The sequence below is a fragment of the Pantoea piersonii genome (assembly GCF_003612015.1).
Classification (GTDB): Bacteria; Pseudomonadota; Gammaproteobacteria; order Enterobacterales; family Enterobacteriaceae; genus Pantoea; species Pantoea piersonii.
In genome coordinates this window covers 1-16,937 of the sequence record NZ_RARB01000006.1, presented here as the reverse complement: position 1 = coordinate 16,937, position 16,937 = coordinate 1, and the positions used below count along the sequence as shown (strand labels likewise).

The window sequence follows — 16,937 nt, the reverse complement described above, 5'->3', positions numbered from 1 at the left end:
GTCGTCTCCTCAGTGCCCTGAATGCATATTTACAGGCTGGTCAGACATTGCTGGCATACTGCTTTCTGTTTTTTCAGGGTGGCGCATACGTTCCAGTGCGCCCGTAATATTGGCTTCAGAGTCAATGAGGAACAGGCCACTGACCACCACGGTATCGCCTTCATTCAGGCCGGAGCCGATGCCGGACTGTTGCTGTGACTCATGCAGAACGTGGATCTGTTTCGGCACAAACTTGCCTTCATCATCAACAGTAATCACGCGCTGTTCTTTGCCGGTATCGATAACGGCCTGGCTTGGTATCAGCAGCATCTCCTGGCTCCTGGTATTCAGTTTCAGATAGGCATTCATGCCCGGCTTGAGAAACTCATCCTTATTAGAAACCTGGAGACGGACCTGAAGCGTACGGGTTGTCTGATCCACGCTGGGAAGAATGTTCCATTTTTCGACATGGAATGTTTTATCCGGATAAGCCGGTACCGAAATTTCAAACTGCGACGTATCTTTCAGCAGATAGGCGATAGATTCTGGCACTGCAGCGCTGATCCAGACCGGGTCCATTCCCTGAATCTGAGCCACCACCTTATCTTTCGAAATATTCATGCCGGTGCGCAGGTCAAATGCAGTAATGACGCCATCAATAGGTGCTTTAATGGTAAAACGGGTCTGGATGGTGCGGGTTGTACGCAGCCTTTGAATATCCTCTTCCGGCATACCAGCCAGACGAAGTCGCTCCAGAACCCCTTTTATCTGGGTTGGCGTACCGCCTGTACCGGATAACAGCAGGAACTCACTTTGTGCCTCAACCCATTCAGGAATGGTGATATCGATAAGCGGCGTGCCTTTCTTCACATGATCGCCAATCGTCAGGGGATACACTTTTTCGACGAAACCGTCAGAACGCGCCTGCACAATGACAAACTGATACTCGTTGTAACTGACATTAGCCGGGATTGTCTGAGAATAATTCAGCATTCCTCGCGTGACTTTTTGCGTTTTTAATCCCAGATTCTGAACCTGGGTTGGGTCGATACGGATCCCGCCACTGCTTTTATCGCCACTTTCATCAGCATATTTTGGCACCAGGTCCATATCCATAAAGGGCGATTTTCCGGGTTTATCAAATTTGGTATCCGGTTTCATCGGGTCATACCAGAAAAGTACCTTTTTCTCCGGTGCCTTTTGTTCTGTTTGTACTGTTTTTTGTGATGAGTTTACATACTGCCAGGCAGTAACCGATATCAGCCCTCCTGCTATGAGGCTGCTGATAATTATTGCAGCATATTTTATCTTTAAAGAAGCCATACAATTTCTCGCTGAAAAATCAAAACACCTGGCATATGCGCCCGATCATTCATTCACAGTAATCCCTTAATGAATGTTCAGGCGCACTGGATGTATTCGCTCCGGACTGTTAATCAGGATTGCGTCACGTTAATGCTTTTGAGTAAGGAGATATTGCCCTGCTGAATAAACGAGAAATCGACATGGTTGCCGGTTTTCAGGGCATTGATAGCGTCGTCTGCATTAACAAAAGTGAAGCGCATGGTCATTGCAGGCCAGCCCACCGCAGGGATTGCTTCGTGCGAAATGGTGATTTTTTTACTATTCATATCAATGTCTTTAACGACACCGGTGCCCTTGATAACCTGCTGTACCGAAGCATCACTGGCAGCATTCATATCGCCATGCTGATGTGTTTCAGCATGAAGACCGGCAGAGAACATGACAGAGAAGGCACCAAATAAAACGGCTTTAAGTGAATTACGCATTTTTAATTTCCTGATTAATTAAATAAATTTACTCTACCCAACCGCCACCCAGCGCGGTAAACAGATTAATTTCGTTAACCTGTCGGGAATAGGTAAGATCGAGAATGGTTTGCTGCGTAGCGAAGAGGGAACGTTCTGCATCCAGCACTTCGATGTAACTGACAGCACCACTTGCATACAATCCTCTGGCACGCTGGAGAGTTATCTGAAGTGAATCAAGATAACGCTGCTGTGACTCAAGTTGCTGGCTAAGGCTGTCGCGCAGCGCAAGCGTGTCGGAAACATCCTTAAAGGCTGACTGAATTTTTTGTTCGTAATTAACCACCGACTGTTGCTGGCGAATTTCAGCCAGCTTCAGATTGGCTTTATTCCTGCCAGCATTAAATATAGGAATTTCAATTTTAGGGATAAAATTCCACATTCCACTTCCTGACGTAAACAGGCTGGACAGCTCCGTACTGCTTGCGGAAAGACCACTGGTCAGGGTAATGGAGGGGAAAAAGGCCGCTCGCGCTGCGCCAATATTGGCATCAGCCGCTTTCAGCTGATATTCCGCTTCCATAATATCCGGTCGCTGCAGCAAAATTTGTGAAGACAGATTTGGTGGCAATTTTACTGGTGCTATCTCCCCGCCTTTCATCCCTTTTTCTGACGGAAGTGCGCGGTACGTTCCCAGCACCAGTTGCAGGGCATTGTTTGCCTGAGCCAGATCGCCTTCTCGTTTGGCTATTTCGGCGCGGGTACTTTCGATTTGTCCTCTCGCCTGTTCAAGCGCCAGAACGTTCGTACTCCCGGTCACGAGCTGCTGCTCAACGAAAGCATAGGACTGTTGATAATTTTTCAGCGTTTCCCGCGCAATACGGAGTTGTTCGTACGCCAGTTGCTGGCTGAAATAGCTTTGTGAAACGTTGGATACCAGCAGGATGTGTACGGCCCGACGGGCTTCTTCGCTGGCAAAGTAGTTCTGGCGATCAGCGTCACTCATGTTCTTAAGTTTGCCGAAAAAATCGAGCTCATAGCTGAGTTCCAGACCCGCGTCGTACTCCTGTGTGGTCGGCTTGTCGCCTTTCAGGCCACCGCTGTATGTGATCCCGGATGAGGCATTCAACTGGGGATAACGATCTGCATCCGTGACGTTGAACTGGGCCCGGGCCTCTTCAACCTTCAGGGCAGCCATTCTCAAATCACGGTTATTATTCAGGGCTTCAGTAATCAGCCGTGTAACCTGGGGATCGACAAAAAAGTTACGCCAGCCCGTATCCTGATAACCATTCACTGCTGGCGTCAGGCTGTTTCGGGACAGTGAAAACTGCTGGGGTACCGGTGCTGCCGGGCGCTGATATTCAGGAGCCAGAGAGACACAACCGGCCAGGATGAATATCGTGCTAATGCTGAGTAATTTTAATTTGAACATAACGCTTCTCGTCCAGGCAGACCTGGTAAATGGTTCAAATGAAGTCCAGAGTATTGATAGGGGTACTTTACCGAACGCTCTCTGTTTGGCGGGTGACAGGATAATGACAATGTTGTCATTTTTGCTGTAATCCGTTGATAACGATCGTGGGCGCAATAGAATGACCTTAGCAGCCAGCCGGGGAGCAAGATGAAAATATTGATCGTCGAAGACGAAATTAAAACAGGTGAATATCTCAGCAAAGGGCTTACAGAGGCAGGGTTCGTAGTGGATCACGCTGATAATGGTCTTACCGGATATCATCTCGCCATGACAGCCGAGTATGATTTAGTCATTCTGGACATCATGCTGCCTGATGTGAACGGCTGGGATATCATCCGCATGCTGCGCACTGCCGGAAAGGGTATGCCGGTCTTACTGCTGACGGCCCTCGGCACGATCGAACACAGGGTCAAAGGACTGGAACTGGGTGCGGACGATTATCTGGTTAAACCCTTTGCGTTTGCCGAACTGCTGGCCCGGGTGAGAACCCTTCTGAGGCGGGGAAACACGATGATCACGGAAAGCCAGTTGAAGGTGGCTGATCTCTCGATGGATCTCGTATCCAGAAAAGTCAGTCGCGCCGGAAACCGCATTGTGCTCACCAGTAAAGAGTTCAGCCTGCTGGAATTTTTCATTCGGCATCAGGGCGAGGTTCTTCCCCGCTCCCTGATTGCCTCTCAGGTCTGGGACATGAATTTTGACAGCGACACTAACGCGATTGATGTCGCCGTAAAGCGACTCCGCGCTAAAATAGACAACGATTACGGGACAAAGCTGATCCAGACTGTCCGGGGCGTGGGCTATATGCTGGAGGCCCCGGATGCATAGCAAACCTTCCAGGCGCCCTTTCTCACTCGCCCTGCGGCTGACCTTTTTTATCAGCCTGTCCACGATACTGGCTTTTATCGCCTTCACCTGGTTTATGCTGCATTCTGTTGAAAATCATTTTGCCGAGCAGGATGTCAGCGATCTTCAACAAATCAGCACTACCCTGAACCGTATACTGCAGTCCCCGGTGGATCCGGATGAAAAAAAAGTAAGCAAAATAAAGGAGTCGATTGCCAGCTACCGCAACGTTGCCCTTTTGCTCCTCAATCCCAGGGGGGAAGTGCTCTTTAGTTCAGCGCAGGGGGCGGCACTACGCCCGGCCGTGAATTCCGCAGATTTTAGCGAGCACAGCCGCGCACGGGATGTCTTTCTCTGGACGGTGGAGGATCCTGCGAGACCGATGGATACCGGGTCTGAAATGAAGATGGAAACATACCGGATTATCGCCTCCTCTGGCCAGGCGATATTTCAGGGCAAACAGCAGAACTATGTCATGCTGACTGGCCTCTCCATTAATTTCCATCTCCATTACCTCGATGCGCTGAAAAAAAATCTGATTGCGATCGCCGTCGTGATAAGCCTGCTGATTGTTCTGATCATTCGCATCGCTGTCCGTCAGGGGCACCTGCCCCTTCGTAATGTCAGCAATGCCATTAAAAACATCACCTCCGAGAATCTTGATGCGCGGCTGGAACCGACACGCGTTCCCATTGAGCTGGAGCAGCTGGTTATCTCGTTCAATCATATGATTGGAAAGATTGAGGATGTCTTTACCCGCCAGGCCAATTTCTCTGCCGATATCGCGCACGAGATCAGAACGCCCATCACCAATCTGGTGACGCAGACTGAAATCGCACTGAGTCAGGATCGAACCCAGAAGGAACTTGAGGATGTCCTCTACTCCAGTCTTGAAGAGTATAACCGGATGACCAAAATGGTCAGCGACATGCTGTTTCTGGCGCAGGCGGACAATAATCAGCTGATACCTGACAGGGTCCGGTTTGACCTCAGAGCAGAAGTCATGAAAGTCTTCGAGTTTTTCGAAGCCTGGGCCGAAGAACGCAATATCACGCTCAAATTTAACGGAATGCCCTGCCTGGTTGAGGGAGATCCACAAATGTTCAGAAGAGCGATCAATAATCTGTTATCCAATGCCCTGCGTTATACCCCGGAGGGACAGGCCATCACCGTCTCAATAAGAGAGCAGGAGAGTTTTTTTGACCTTGTGATTGAAAATCCGGGGAAACCAATCCCTGAAGAACATTTATTAAGGCTTTTTGACCGTTTTTATCGGGTGGATCCGTCCAGACAACGAAAAGGAGAAGGCAGCGGCATCGGCCTTGCGATTGTAAAGTCAATCGTGGAAGCACATCACGGAAGAGTGCGGGTGGAATCGGACGTACGCTCCACGCGTTTTATCTTATCCGTGCCCAGACTGGAGAAAATGATCCCGGAAATCCAATGCTGAGAATAAAGATTTAAATGACAAAGATGTCATTAGCCTGTCATGCAGCAAACAGAAGCCATTCGATATAATTAGTGCAACTTATCAGGAAGGCTGGATTGCTTCATCAATACCCGGCGTCAGAGTACGCCAGGAAATGAATATCCAGCCTTCTCCCGGAGAAATAAACGCTGCCGAACCTGTTTCAGTTATGGAACTGAAAACACCGGTTGTACTTCCCCGGACATCACTAATTCAGAAATGGAGAGTTATCATGAAAAATATCGTATTAGCATCTTTGCTGGGCTTTGGTTTAATTACATCGTCCTGGGCCACTGAAACCGTGAATATCCATGATCGCGTCAACAATGCACAGGCTCCTGCTCACCAGATGCAGTCTGCTGCGGCTCCTGTCGGGATCCAGGGGACTGCTCCTCGTATGACCGGTATGGACCAGCATGAACAGGCCATTATTGCTCATGAAACCATGACGAACGGCTCGGCGGATGCGCACCAGAAAATGGTGGAAAGTCATCAGAAGATGATGGGAAATAACACAGTATCCACGACCGTCCCGTCAACATCTTACACGGCGATGAATGAGCATGAAAGAGCAGCGGTTGCCCATGAATTCATGAATAACGGGCAATCCGGCCCACATCAGGCCATGGCCGAAGCGCACCGCCGCATGATCAATGCAGGCTGAATGCGACTGTAGTATCCGTGCTTTTACCCTTTCCTTGATAGATTATTCCTTAACCGGATATGTTGTGAGATTTTTGCCCCCGTCAGGGGGCTTTTTTATCTGACTCAGCTACAATTAACCGGTACCTACCTGAAAAGGATTTATTAAATGAAAATCAAAAACACCCTTTTTGTAATATTAATGTTATCCCTGCCAGCCATTTCTGCTGAACATTCGGAAATGAAAATGTCAGATATGCACTCATCGGCATCGTCACAGGAATATATGGCTGGCATGAAAGACATGCATGACAAAATGATGGCCGCCGTTAATGAGCCCGATCCCGATAAGGCCTTTGCAAAAGGTATGATCGCACACCATGAAGGAGCAATAGCAATGGCTGAGACCGAACTTAAATACGGAAAAGATCCCGAAATGAGAAAGCTTGCGCAGGACATCATTAAAGCTCAGAAAGGTGAAATCGAGCAGATGAATAAATGGCTTGGCAGTCAAAAATAAAGATTGCAAAAACGCCATAATAAGCGTAATTTTAATTCACTCCCGGGCACGGGAGCCTGTTAAACGTTAAATAATTAAAACCCGATTAATTTCGGGTTTTTTATATACTATACTCCGGTCCTTTGCTGTGGACCGGAATATATGCAGCAGCGATAATTTTTACACATTATCTCGTCATGGCAACAATATCGCTCAGGATCTCAACCAGCTCAATCCTTTCCTGCATTCCGTCATGATAGGTTGATCTTGAGATGATTCTTTCCGCTGTCATCCGGGGCCAGAATTTATCAAGCACATTATCGGGCTTCATTCCCACCGCCCGGCCAATTATTTTTTTAGCATCACAGGTGTCCGTAAACGTGACGGCTACACCGGTCATTTCTTCGATCAGATCCGGGCAGAGATAGTTCTCTATTTCACGTTTACGCGTGGCGAAGAATACCTTACCGGCATCCTCCACTTCTCTTTTACGTTTCTGAATGGACATAACCTGTGCAGGGTCTCCCCCAATATCGGAGTCCAGAAAAACGCACCAGGGAAGCCCCAGATCGTTGGCCAGATTCAATGTAACCCAGTGTTTGACGCTGCCACACCCTCCTATGAGGACTGGCACTATTTTCACGTCCTCCAGAGAGGCTGGCAGCACACCTGACTGTTTTAATGAACTGGCCGCATGCCTCAGGAAAGTGACATCCGACTTTCCCTCTACCAGAACAATCCCCTTCGCCCTTTCCATACCGGTCTCTGGTAGCACCCCCAGGCTTTCAGTGGCTTCCTTCAGCACAGCGTCATCCGGCATTTTTACTACGGGTTCACCCGCCTCATTTCGGGTGACATAACGTACACCTTCGACAGGGATCAATCCGGCCAGCGCCGGGACATGGGTGGTGACGATAATCTGACGGTGCGGCTGGCCTGCCAGTGCCAGCAACGCTTTCATCAGCATCATCTGATAGTTTGGATGCTGTGACGTTTCAGGCTCTTCGATGGCATAAATCATGTTTCTGGGCGTCCCCGCGACATTCTTTTCAGCCTCAGCCCGGAAAAAATTCAACAGGATAAGCCTCCTTATCCCGCTGCCGCGCTTATTGATGGGGATGCCATTTTCCCCGTCCAGGGTGAAATTGAAGGTCCACTTGGGTTTTTCCTTAAATCGTGGAGTCAGTTCACTGGCGAGTTCGGGGGCCATTTCACGTAATTTATCCAGCGTTCTCTGTGCGACATCCAGTACGCTGTCCTGGATCTCATTTTCCAGCGCTGTAATTTTGTCCTGCAGCGCCGCCTGAGCGTCTTTTACGGCCTGCTGTAAGGGGTTTTTAGCTTCTGAATCCCCGTCGCTGCTTTCCCTGTCGGCTTTGAAAATCGCATACGTGGGCAGCAAATCGAGGATCTTACCCCATAATGATTTTGTGTCGGTTCCAAACTCTTTATCGACATCCAGCAACATTTCCGAACAGGTATAGGGAGCGGCGGCTTCCCTGATGGCCTGACGCCATAACGATGCGGTGCGTTTATCCGCCACATTTTTTTCAACTTCTTTTCCCACCGCCTTGAGTTCGGAAATTTTCATGCCCAGTAAATTTCTCAGGGGCTCCTCATCCGGGTGGATGCAGCGGATGCAGGTCTGCTCCGGTTTTCCTGAGGTCGTTGCTTTAAACGTTTTGACGATTTCAAAATTGCCGTCTTCATTCAGCAGATGTTCTGAGGCGAGCGTGGTCTGCACCCTGTCGTCGATCATGATAAAATCGGGCAGATCATCGAATTCACAGGCTATTTCAAAACGGCCCTCCCCTTCTCTCAGGCTGAAACAGTTCATGTCATTCTTGTCAGCCTTCATTCCTTCTGTTTCAAAAAAAATAGCCAGCGCTTCCAGAAGCGTTGATTTCCCAAAGTCATTACGACCAACAATGCCCGTCATGCCTTCATCAATAATGATTTCAGTAGAGTTTCTGTAGCCTCTGAAGTTTTTCAGTTTTAATTTTTTGAGCCGCATATGAAGTCCTGTGTGTAAGAAAGCGTTTTGCTGCAACCTGAATACAAAATATATTTTCAAATGCCTGCCAGCATGCAGGGATAACCGTTATTGAGAATATCTTAACGACATTTCTGGATTATGATCTGGTCGCGCTTTCTGAACTTTACTGCTCCTCAAAACACCGGAAGCCAACTTGTGGTTCGATACATGGCTAAGTTAAAACTCCAGAATGATGGGTAATAATTTCAATGCTCATTATATTTTTTGGAACTGACTCATGGCTTTTATGACTTAAATGATAATAATACACATTCTTTGATATTAATTATGTCGTACGGACATTGATAAATTTAAAGGTAGATAGATTTTCATTTACGGATTATTTCCTAAATTCATCGATAATGTGATCGACATAAAATTTTCATTTAAGAGTGAAGAGATAATTTATGGTTGTCCGAAACAGCTCAAACTGGTGTATTTAACATAACAGAAGAAACGAAAGGCTTCATAGCAACCTGATACTTCAGGCCGCTAAGGGGTTAATATTGCTGCAGACAATTAGACCGGGAAGCGCATGGCGTCACCATTTCTCCCGCCTGGCTGGAAGTGAAGAATCATTGTGCAAAGCTCCGTATTCGGGCTTTGCATCTGACAATGGTTCCCTGGATGAAAGTACGATCTCCACTCCAAGGACGCTGAACACTCTAAACAAACGCTCAAAACCCACACTTGCAGGGTTGGCCTCCAGTCGGGCATAAGTTTGCTGTGTTACACCCAAACGTTCAGAAACATCTCTTTGCGTCAGTCCATTGGCTTTGCGAAAGCCGATTAAAACAGGACGCAACTGATTCAAGGTCTTCAAAGCGTATTGAGTGTTCATAAGTGATCTTCCGTATCGACGGGTTAACAAGCACAACGAATGGATTTACAGCAGATAAGCTGTAATACTCATTAACAGACTATAGGCTGTAATACGCCTCTTGCCAAGATTCGGCATCTTTCAAAAACAAGGCCGTGTTGAGTAAGGGAAGGTGCGAACAAGTTCCTGATATGAGATCATCATATTCATCCGGAGCGCATCCCAGAGGGACATCATGAGCCATCAACTCACCTTCGCCGATAGTGAATTCAGCACTAAGCGCCGTCAGACCCGAAAAGAGATTTTCCTCTCCCGCATGGAGCAGATTCTGCCATGGCAAAACATGGTGGAAGTCATCGAGCCGTTTTATCCCAAGGCGGGCAATGGCCGACGGCCCTATCCGCTGGAGACCATGCTGCGTATTCACTGCATGCAGCATTGGTACAACCTGAGCGACGGTGCCATGGAAGATGCCCTGTACGAAATCGCCTCCATGCGCCTGTTTGCCCGATTATCCCTGGATAGCGCCCTGCCGGATCGCACCACCATCATGAATTTCCGCCACCTGCTCGAGCAGCATCAACTGGCCCGTCAATTGTTCAAGACCATCAATCGCTGGCTGGCCGAAGCAGGCGTCATGATGACCCAAGGCACTTTGGTGGATGCCACCATCATTGAGGCACCCAGCTCTACCAAGAACAAAGAGCAGCAACGCGATCCGGAGATGCATCAGACCAAGAAAGGCAATCAGTGGCACTTTGGCATGAAGGCCCACATTGGTGTCGATGCCAAGAGTGGCCTGACCCACAGCCTAGTCACCACCGCGGCCAACGAGCATGACCTCAATCAGCTGGGTAATCTGCTTCATGGAGAGGAGCAATTTGTCTCAGCCGATGCCGGCTACCAAGGAGCGCCACAGCGCGAGGAGCTGGCCGAGGTGGATGTGGACTGGCTGATCGCCGAGCGTCCCGGCAAGGTAAAAACCTTGAAGCAGCATCCGCGCAAGAACAAAACGGCCATCAACATCGAATACATGAAAGCCAGCATCCGTGCCAGGGTGGAGCACCCGTTTCGCATCATCAAGCGGCAGTTCGGCTTCGTGAAAGCCAGATACAAAGGGCTGCTGAAAAACGATAACCAACTGGCGATGTTATTCACCCTGGCCAACCTGTTTCGGGTGGACCAAATGATACGTCAGTGGGAGAGATCTCAGTAAAAACCGGAAATAACGCCAGAAATGGTGGAAAAAATAGCCTAAATAGGCTGATTCGATGTGTTTGCGGGAAAAAAATCGGCCCAGATCCGCGAAATTTTAATCAGCGAGTCAGCTTGGGAAGAAATGACCTGCTTATTCGCACCTTCCCTGTCATCGGCGGCGGTACGCTGGCTACCGTGAGCACCTACACACTCAGCTGCCTGATGAGCGCCGCTCTGGAGTTACCGCGTTGCTGCATTGTGATTGCCAACCTATCCGGCAGCTATGTGGCTCAGACCAAGGCAATTGCCGAAGCAATCTCTAACCTCCAGCAAGAAGCCAGTCGCCAAGCGAGCACCATCACCCCCGTGCAGTTGGCGGGTACCTGTTCATCCCTGGCGCCTCTCCGCCTTGATGCTGGCAGATTCAGTCTGGCCTCGCGGTTCGACCTACCGAAATATCGGCGGTTACATTGTCCCCAGAGCTTCAGACCCGGCTGTTACCGGCCACGCCTGTCTGGGTAGGGAACGAGTGGTGGAACAGTCGGTTCCGTCGGGCGTTAACCTGCGGAACAGAAACCCATGCGACTTTCAGGTCGCACTGCCGAAATAATACTGGTTTCCCTTCTTGGTCTGGTGCATTTCCGGGTCGCGCTTGCCGTCCTTGTTCTTGGTCGAACTGGGCGCATTGATCAGCGTTGCATCGACGATGGTGCCCTGGCGCAGCGACAGGCCGCGGTCGCCCAGAGCCATTGATGACAGCGAGGATGCCGGCCGCCAGCTCGTGTTTCTCCAGCAAGCGGCGGAAGTTGAGAATGGTGGTTTCGTCGGGGATGCGCTCCAGGTGCAGCCCGGCAAACTGGCGCAGGATCGTGGTTTCGTACAGCGCTTCCTCCATCGCTGGATCGCTGTAGCCGAACCAGTTCTGCAGCAGATGCACACGCAGNCAGCCCGGCAAACTGGCGCAGGATCGTGGTTTCGTACAGCGCTTCCTCCATCGCTGGATCGCTGTAGCCGAACCAGTTCTGCAGCAGATGCACACGCAGCATCGCCATCAACGGGTAGGCCGGACGGCCACCTTCACCCTTCGGATAATGTGGCTCGATCAAAGCAATCAAGCCCTTCCACGGCACCACCCGATCCATCTCGATCAGGAACAACTCCTTGCGGGTTTGCTTGCGCTTGCCAGCGTACTCGGCGTCGGCGAAGGTCATCTGCTTCATCGGGAAACTCGGTGGGTGGGGGCGCGGTATTTTGCCAAATCAGAAAGTCTTTTTCAGAGTTTCCCTAGNACTCGGCGTCGGCGAAGGTCATCTGCTTCATCGGGAAACTCGGTGGGTGGGGGCGCGGTATTTTGCCAAATCAGAAAGTCTTTTTCAGAGTTTCCCTAGGCTGACAAGCCAAGCGCTGGATCGCAACCATCCATCACCTTATCCAGCTAGATCTGCCTCCTCCAATAAGTGCCGCACAAATCCCGGCGGGTGCAGATTTCCGGGAGGTTTGCGCCAGATCAGTTGGAGACGCTTTTCAAGCCCCGGGATGGGAAGAGCTACCAGCGCGCCACTGCGAACTTCGTCTTGTACTGCGGAAGCCATCACCAACGACACGCCGAGTCCCGCCCTCACTGCTTGTTTGACTGCCTCGGTGCTGCCTAGCTGCATACCGCTGCGAGGCACGCCCAGTTCGCCAAAGTATTCGGTCAGAAGCCGTCCGGTACCGCTACCCGGTTCACCTCCCAGCATCGGCAGGTCCACCAGACGATCACGTTCTATGCACCCTGCTTCAGCCAGCGCATGGTCGGGGCTGACGATAAGCACCAGCGGCTCGACCCGCCAGAGGCGGTGTTCGAAGTCGGGGTGAGGTAGCCACCATTCCATGATCGCGGCGTCGAGCTGGCCCGCCAGTAGCTGGTCGGCCACATCCGGGTTGGCGGCGATGCGCAGATCCACCTCGCCCCTCTCATTTGCGGTCGTCAGATAGTTGCGCACGAATGGCTGGAGAAGGTAGGTGCCGATGTTGGTGCTGGCCCCGACGCGCTCACGATTGCCATGCAGGGCTTCTAGCGCCCGGGCGTGCATGTCGAGCAAGGCGGTCGCATGCGGCATGAAGGCCAGCGCCCGTGTGGTAGGCTGGCAGCCGCTACGACTGCGCTGCACCAGCGTTACGCCGACCTGCTCTTCAAGCTTCTGCAAGTGCTGCGACACCGTCGGCTGGGCCAGCCCCAACGCCCTCGCCGCGCTCTGAAAACTGCCTGTTTGAACGATCGCTACCAGGCTCTTCAGCCAGACCGGATTCAACATGCGGCAGGCTCGGCCTTGGGCAGACGGTTCGCAGCGTTGATTGGGCGCGCACCTGCCAATACCTGGATGATGTTCTGCGCTGCACAACGTTCAATCTCCAGGCGCACCGCGCGCACTGCCGACCCTATGTGCGGAGTGAACAGCGTATTCGGATGCGCGAGCAGCGCAGGATCGATCAGCCGCGGCCGGTCCGCGCGAGCCCAGTCTTCCATTTCGAATACATCCGCCGCATACCCGCCGAGCTGGCCTCGCTCAAGCGCCGCGAGCACGGCGGCTTCATCCACTACCGAACCACGACAGGGGTTTACAAGCAGAGCGCCCGGCCGTACGAGGGCAAGCAGCTCGGCGTTGACCAGATGCTGGGTATCGGCATTCAAGGGAAGCGCCAGCAGGATGAAGTCCGAGCTGGCGAAGAGTTCGCTGCACGCCACCTGGCGCAGGCCGAGCCGTTGCTCGGTTTGTGTATCCAGAGCCTTCGCCTCGTGGTACTGCAGGGTCGCGCCCCATCCCTGCAAGCGCTCAGCCATGGCCAGTCCGATGGCGCCCATGCCAAGGATGCCGACCGTAGCGTTATCCAGCCCCGTGCCGTAGAACTGTGGTTGCCAGCCCTGGAACTCGCCAGAGCGGACGAACGCATCTGCTGCCCGCAGATGCCGCCCCAGCCCCACCGCCAGTCCGATCGCCAGCTCGGCAGTCGGGACCGTCAACAGATCAGGCACGAAGGTCAGCCAGACCCCGCGGGCAGTACAGGCGTCCACATCGAAATTGTCGAAGCCCTTGAGCGCGCAGCCGACTACACGCAGCTCAGGGCAGGCTTGAAGAAAGTCTGCATCGACCCGATCGGGCATGAACGCCATCATCGCCTGAGCATCGCGACAGCGGCGCAGAATTTCCTCGCGCGTCAGCGTGCTGTCGGTCTGGTTGGTCACCAGCTCGCAATGTGGCGCCAGCAGTTGCAGGATCTCATCGTGTACTCGGTGAGTTATAACGAGTTTCGGCAGCATGTTTTGTCCTATTTGAAACGTTTGCGCAGCACGCCACTGAAGGCGTCTACTAGCGTGACCATGGCCAGGATGACCAGCAGGATTGCTGCAACCTCCTGGTACTGCATGATGCGCAGCGAGCCCATGAGTTCGAAGCCGATACCGCCGGCGCCAACCATGCCCATCACGGTGGAGGCGCGAAAGTTGTATTCCCAGCGGTAGATCGCCACGTCGGCGAACTGCGGCGTCACCTGTGGCAAAACCGCGTGCAGCAGCACTTGCATCGGCGTAGCCCCCGCCGCCCGAGCGGCTTCCACCGGCGCTTCGTCGACGTGCTCGATGGCCTCGGCGAAGAACTTGCTGACCATGCCGACCGAATGCAGACCCAGGGCAAGCACGCCCGGCAAGGCGCCGAACCCTACGGCTGCAACGAAGATGATGCCCATGATCAGCTCCGGCACCGACCGCAGGGCATTGAGCAGCACCCGGGCAACACCGAACACAAGGGGGTGCGGCGCCGTATTGCGCGCTGCAACGAAGGCCACCACCAGCGAGAACACCACTGCGATGGCCGTACCGGCGATGCTCATCGCCAAGGTGTCGATCAAGGGGCGAATCCAGCTTCGATAGCCCGAAAAGTCTGGCGGCATGGCCTCGCCTGCCAGGGTCGCGATGGAGGGCAGCCCGTTCAGCAGCGTGGTGGCATCGAGCAGCCCCACGTACCAGCAGGCCAACAGCACCACTCCGAATACAATCGCCACCTGCCCCAGCTGGCGCCACCAACCGAGGCCGAAGCCTCGAAGGATGTGCTCGCGTTGCTCTGCAGGCAGCGCCTGCACGTCGTAATGAGTAGACATATCGGTGCTCACATCGTGGCGAAGTCGAGGCCGAGCAGCGATCCCATTTTGCGGATCACATCGTAGTCGGCGTCGGTGATTGGCGCGAAGGCCTCGGCCTTGAAGTTGCGCAGCACTTCGGGATCGTCGATACCGACGAATACATCCCGCACCTTGGTTTTCAGCTCGGGGCTCAGGTTCGAGCGCATCGCCCAGGGGTACTGGGGGTATTCGCCGCTGTAACCAAGTACTTTCACCTTGCTCGGATCGATTAGGCCACGTTCGACTACGTGATTGAAAATTACCTCCGACAGCCCACCCGCATCGGCGTTGCCGTTCGCCACGTTGACGGCAACGGCGTCATGCGTGCCCACAAAATATTCTTCGTAGTCCCGCCCACCCGTCAAACCGGCCGTCTCAAGAAGCACGGTTTTGGGAATCAAATGGCTGGACGTCGATGCCCGGTCACCATAGGCCATCTTCTTGCCCTTAAGGTCGGCATACTCATTCACGCCTGACGCCACATTGGCGATAATCACCGAGCGATAGGTCGGCTTGCCGTCGATGACCGTGACAGCGAAGGGCTCGATGTCGCTTTTGCTTTTGGCCATGACGTAGGACAGCGGACCGAAATACGCCAGGTCGATACGGCCAAAGCGCATCGCCTCAATCATCGAGGAATAGTCGGTGGTTACGATCAGCTGCACCTTCTTGTCCAGATGCTCTTCCAGATAATCCTTCAGCGGCTGGTTACGCTTGATCAGCTCGGAGGCGTTTTCGTCCGGCAGCAGGGCAACCTTTAGCACATCCGGATCGGCATCGGCCGCTAGGGCGGACAAACTTGAAACAGCGGACAGCAAGCAAGTCAATAAGAGCGCGGATAAGCGTTTCATCGGGACATCTCCAGTGAAGGTTCGAGCATGACAGGTGGTTCAGCCGGAGCATTCGCTGGCTGAGTCGTAGAGCGGCCTGCATAGATGCGCTCAAGCTGCGCATCGGTGAGTTCCGAGGGCGCGGCATCGAAAACGATCTGAGAATCGGCCAGCCCGACGACGCGATCGGCGAAGCGGCGGGCATATTCGAGTTGATGCAGCGAAACGATGGCGGTGATGCCGTCTTCCTTGCAGATGTCGCGCAGCAATCCGAGAACACGGACCGAAGTGGCCGGGTCGAGACTGGCTACCGGCTCATCGGCCAGAATGATCGCCGGCTGTTGCGCTAGCGCACGCGCGATGCCTACCCGCTGCTGCTGGCCACCGGACAGTTTGTCCACCCGGCTTAGCGCCTTGTCTGCCAGACCGACCCGAGCGAGGCAACTGAGCGCAATCTCCTGATCGGCACGCGGCAGAGGAAACAGCGAGCGGAGCGTGTTGTGAAAGGCCAGCCGACCGGTAAGCACATTAGCCAGTGCGCTTTGACGTTCGATTAGCTGGTGGTGCTGAAAGATCATGGCGGTACGCCGACGATGCTGACGCAAGGCCGAGCCGCTGCCGAGCTCACCGAGTTCGCTGGTGACACTGCCGCCAGTGGGCGTGACGAGTCGATTGAGACTACGGAGCAAGGTCGACTTGCCTGCGCCCGAGAGACCAAGCAGCACGGTGAACTCACCACGCCGAAATGCAATCGAGGTATCGCGTAGGGCTGTCACGCCGCCTGGATAGACGACGCTCAACCGGTCGACCCGCAGCACGGCGTCCTGTATTGGATGGGGCATCATTTGATCACCTTTTGCAATATTGCTGGCCGCACAATTGCGGTTCGCGATGCAAAGGATAGAAATTCCTTGTTAACGCACTGTTTCTAAAGGATGACATTTCGATGAATACTTCGAATCTGCCGTAGCGGGGCGGCAAGCGAAGCCGTGGAAGAACGGGCGCAACGTAGCGTCTTTCTTCACGCGGGATACAGGAGGCTTTGATTGATACTGCTGCGGATTCGCTACAGTAACGTTGGGCCAGAACGTAATGCCATCCAAGCAAGAGAGCGCACACTAGGGAAACTCTGAAAAAGACTTTCTGATTTGGCAAAATACCGCGCCCCCACCCACCGAGTTTCCCGATGAAGCAGATGACCTTCGCCGACGCCGAGT

At 52.8% G+C, this 16,937-nt stretch carries 16 protein-coding genes and 1 pseudogene; 5 read left to right on the top strand and 12 right to left on the bottom strand.

The features are described from left to right. Positions 1–9: 9 nt before the first annotated feature. The 3 genes from silB to silC all read right to left on the bottom strand — a co-directional run bounded on the left by silB (position 10) and on the right by silC (position 3,183). The gene (gene silB, locus D7S44_RS16210) at positions 10–1,302 is read right to left on the bottom strand and encodes a Cu(+)/Ag(+) efflux RND transporter periplasmic adaptor subunit SilB (protein WP_013087116.1); all 1,293 of its coding nucleotides are present in this window, start codon (positions 1,300–1,302) and stop codon (positions 10–12) included. A gap of 113 nt (positions 1,303–1,415) precedes the next feature. Further along, positions 1,416–1,769 (bottom strand): cation efflux system protein CusF, encoded by a 354-nt coding sequence (gene cusF / locus D7S44_RS16205; RefSeq protein WP_001246153.1) that lies wholly within the window; start codon positions 1,767–1,769, stop codon positions 1,416–1,418. A 28-nt stretch (positions 1,770–1,797) separates the two neighbouring features. Then, entirely contained in the window at positions 1,798–3,183 is a 1,386-nt protein-coding gene (gene silC, locus D7S44_RS16200) for a Cu(+)/Ag(+) efflux RND transporter outer membrane channel SilC (protein WP_023331517.1), read from the bottom strand. A gap of 189 nt (positions 3,184–3,372) precedes the next feature. Between silC and silR the strand changes: the two genes are divergently transcribed. The 4 genes from silR to copM all read left to right on the top strand — a co-directional run bounded on the left by silR (position 3,373) and on the right by copM (position 6,701). Beyond that, positions 3,373–4,053 (top strand): copper/silver response regulator transcription factor SilR, encoded by a 681-nt coding sequence (gene silR, locus D7S44_RS16195; protein ID WP_023331518.1) that lies wholly within the window; start codon positions 3,373–3,375, stop codon positions 4,051–4,053. Then, on the top strand, positions 4,046–5,521 hold the full coding sequence (silS, locus tag D7S44_RS16190) for a copper/silver sensor histidine kinase SilS (RefSeq protein WP_023331519.1): 1,476 nt from the start codon (positions 4,046–4,048) through the stop codon (positions 5,519–5,521). Before silR ends, silS begins: the two co-directional genes overlap by 8 nt. A gap of 250 nt (positions 5,522–5,771) precedes the next feature. After that, on the top strand, positions 5,772–6,203 hold the full coding sequence (gene silE, locus D7S44_RS16185) for a silver-binding protein SilE (RefSeq protein WP_023165800.1): 432 nt from the start codon (positions 5,772–5,774) through the stop codon (positions 6,201–6,203). Positions 6,204–6,350: 147 nt separating this feature from the next. Further along, positions 6,351–6,701, top strand: coding sequence for a CopM family metallochaperone (gene copM, locus D7S44_RS16180; protein WP_008786877.1), 351 nt, complete (start codon positions 6,351–6,353; stop codon positions 6,699–6,701). 166 nt (positions 6,702–6,867) lie between these two features. On the opposite strand, the gene D7S44_RS16175 is transcribed toward copM, so the two are convergent. After that, the gene (locus tag D7S44_RS16175; protein WP_045268714.1) at positions 6,868–8,694 is read right to left on the bottom strand and encodes an AAA family ATPase; all 1,827 of its coding nucleotides are present in this window, start codon (positions 8,692–8,694) and stop codon (positions 6,868–6,870) included. A 562-nt stretch (positions 8,695–9,256) separates the two neighbouring features. Beyond that, positions 9,257–9,556 carry a helix-turn-helix domain-containing protein gene (locus D7S44_RS16170; RefSeq protein ID WP_001097217.1) on the bottom strand — a complete coding sequence of 100 codons (300 nt, stop codon included), beginning with the start codon at positions 9,554–9,556 and terminating at the stop codon, positions 9,257–9,259. Between the two features lie 214 nt (positions 9,557–9,770). Here D7S44_RS16170 and D7S44_RS16165 point away from each other — a divergent pair, with 214 nt between their 5' ends. Then, the gene (locus tag D7S44_RS16165; RefSeq protein ID WP_000019473.1) at positions 9,771–10,751 is read left to right on the top strand and encodes an IS5-like element ISKpn26 family transposase; all 981 of its coding nucleotides are present in this window, start codon (positions 9,771–9,773) and stop codon (positions 10,749–10,751) included. 581 nt (positions 10,752–11,332) lie between these two features. On the opposite strand, the pseudogene D7S44_RS16155 reads toward D7S44_RS16165, so the two are convergent. From D7S44_RS16155 to D7S44_RS23780, 7 genes and pseudogenes are all read right to left on the bottom strand, one after another. Beyond that, positions 11,333–11,952, bottom strand: a pseudogene (locus D7S44_RS16155) (transposase); the annotation flags it as partial. Between the two features lie 207 nt (positions 11,953–12,159). After that, positions 12,160–13,029: a LysR family transcriptional regulator gene (locus tag D7S44_RS16150; protein WP_004152692.1), complete on the bottom strand. Its 870-nt coding sequence runs from the start codon at positions 13,027–13,029 to the stop codon at positions 12,160–12,162. Beyond that, positions 13,023–14,033, bottom strand: coding sequence for a phosphonate dehydrogenase PtxD (gene ptxD / locus D7S44_RS16145; protein ID WP_004152693.1), 1,011 nt, complete (start codon positions 14,031–14,033; stop codon positions 13,023–13,025). The genes D7S44_RS16150 and ptxD overlap by 7 nt, the downstream gene beginning before the upstream one ends. A gap of 8 nt (positions 14,034–14,041) precedes the next feature. Next, positions 14,042–14,869, bottom strand: coding sequence for a phosphonate ABC transporter, permease protein PhnE (phnE, locus tag D7S44_RS16140; protein ID WP_004152694.1), 828 nt, complete (start codon positions 14,867–14,869; stop codon positions 14,042–14,044). Positions 14,870–14,877: 8 nt separating this feature from the next. After that, positions 14,878–15,741 carry a phosphate/phosphite/phosphonate ABC transporter substrate-binding protein gene (gene phnD, locus D7S44_RS16135; protein WP_004152695.1) on the bottom strand — a complete coding sequence of 288 codons (864 nt, stop codon included), beginning with the start codon at positions 15,739–15,741 and terminating at the stop codon, positions 14,878–14,880. Next, positions 15,738–16,565: a phosphonate ABC transporter ATP-binding protein gene (gene phnC, locus D7S44_RS16130; protein ID WP_012637488.1), complete on the bottom strand. Its 828-nt coding sequence runs from the start codon at positions 16,563–16,565 to the stop codon at positions 15,738–15,740. Before phnC ends, phnD begins: the two co-directional genes overlap by 4 nt. A 4-nt stretch (positions 16,566–16,569) precedes the next feature. Next, positions 16,570–16,937 (bottom strand): hypothetical protein (locus D7S44_RS23780; RefSeq protein ID WP_205685238.1); only part of this gene is annotated, 368 nt, incomplete at its 5' end.

Bases quoted from the DNA above. Each gene is read 5' to 3' on its own strand.
- silB (WP_013087116.1), bottom strand. From the start codon at position 1,302: ATGGCTTCTTTAAAGATAAAATATGCTGCAATAATTATCAGCAGCCTC.
- cusF (WP_001246153.1), bottom strand. From the start codon at position 1,769: ATGCGTAATTCACTTAAAGCCGTTTTATTTGGTGCCTTCTCTGTCATG.
- silC (WP_023331517.1), bottom strand. From the start codon at position 3,183: ATGTTCAAATTAAAATTACTCAGCATTAGCACGATATTCATCCTGGCC.
- silR (WP_023331518.1), top strand. From the start codon at position 3,373: ATGAAAATATTGATCGTCGAAGACGAAATTAAAACAGGTGAATATCTC.
- silS (WP_023331519.1), top strand. From the start codon at position 4,046: ATGCATAGCAAACCTTCCAGGCGCCCTTTCTCACTCGCCCTGCGGCTG.
- silE (WP_023165800.1), top strand. From the start codon at position 5,772: ATGAAAAATATCGTATTAGCATCTTTGCTGGGCTTTGGTTTAATTACA.
- copM (WP_008786877.1), top strand. From the start codon at position 6,351: ATGAAAATCAAAAACACCCTTTTTGTAATATTAATGTTATCCCTGCCA.
- D7S44_RS16175 (WP_045268714.1), bottom strand. From the start codon at position 8,694: ATGCGGCTCAAAAAATTAAAACTGAAAAACTTCAGAGGCTACAGAAAC.
- D7S44_RS16170 (WP_001097217.1), bottom strand. From the start codon at position 9,556: ATGAACACTCAATACGCTTTGAAGACCTTGAATCAGTTGCGTCCTGTT.
- D7S44_RS16165 (WP_000019473.1), top strand. From the start codon at position 9,771: ATGAGCCATCAACTCACCTTCGCCGATAGTGAATTCAGCACTAAGCGC.
- D7S44_RS16150 (WP_004152692.1), bottom strand. From the start codon at position 13,029: ATGTTGAATCCGGTCTGGCTGAAGAGCCTGGTAGCGATCGTTCAAACA.
- ptxD (WP_004152693.1), bottom strand. From the start codon at position 14,033: ATGCTGCCGAAACTCGTTATAACTCACCGAGTACACGATGAGATCCTG.
- phnE (WP_004152694.1), bottom strand. From the start codon at position 14,869: ATGTCTACTCATTACGACGTGCAGGCGCTGCCTGCAGAGCAACGCGAG.
- phnD (WP_004152695.1), bottom strand. From the start codon at position 15,741: ATGAAACGCTTATCCGCGCTCTTATTGACTTGCTTGCTGTCCGCTGTT.
- phnC (WP_012637488.1), bottom strand. From the start codon at position 16,565: ATGATGCCCCATCCAATACAGGACGCCGTGCTGCGGGTCGACCGGTTG.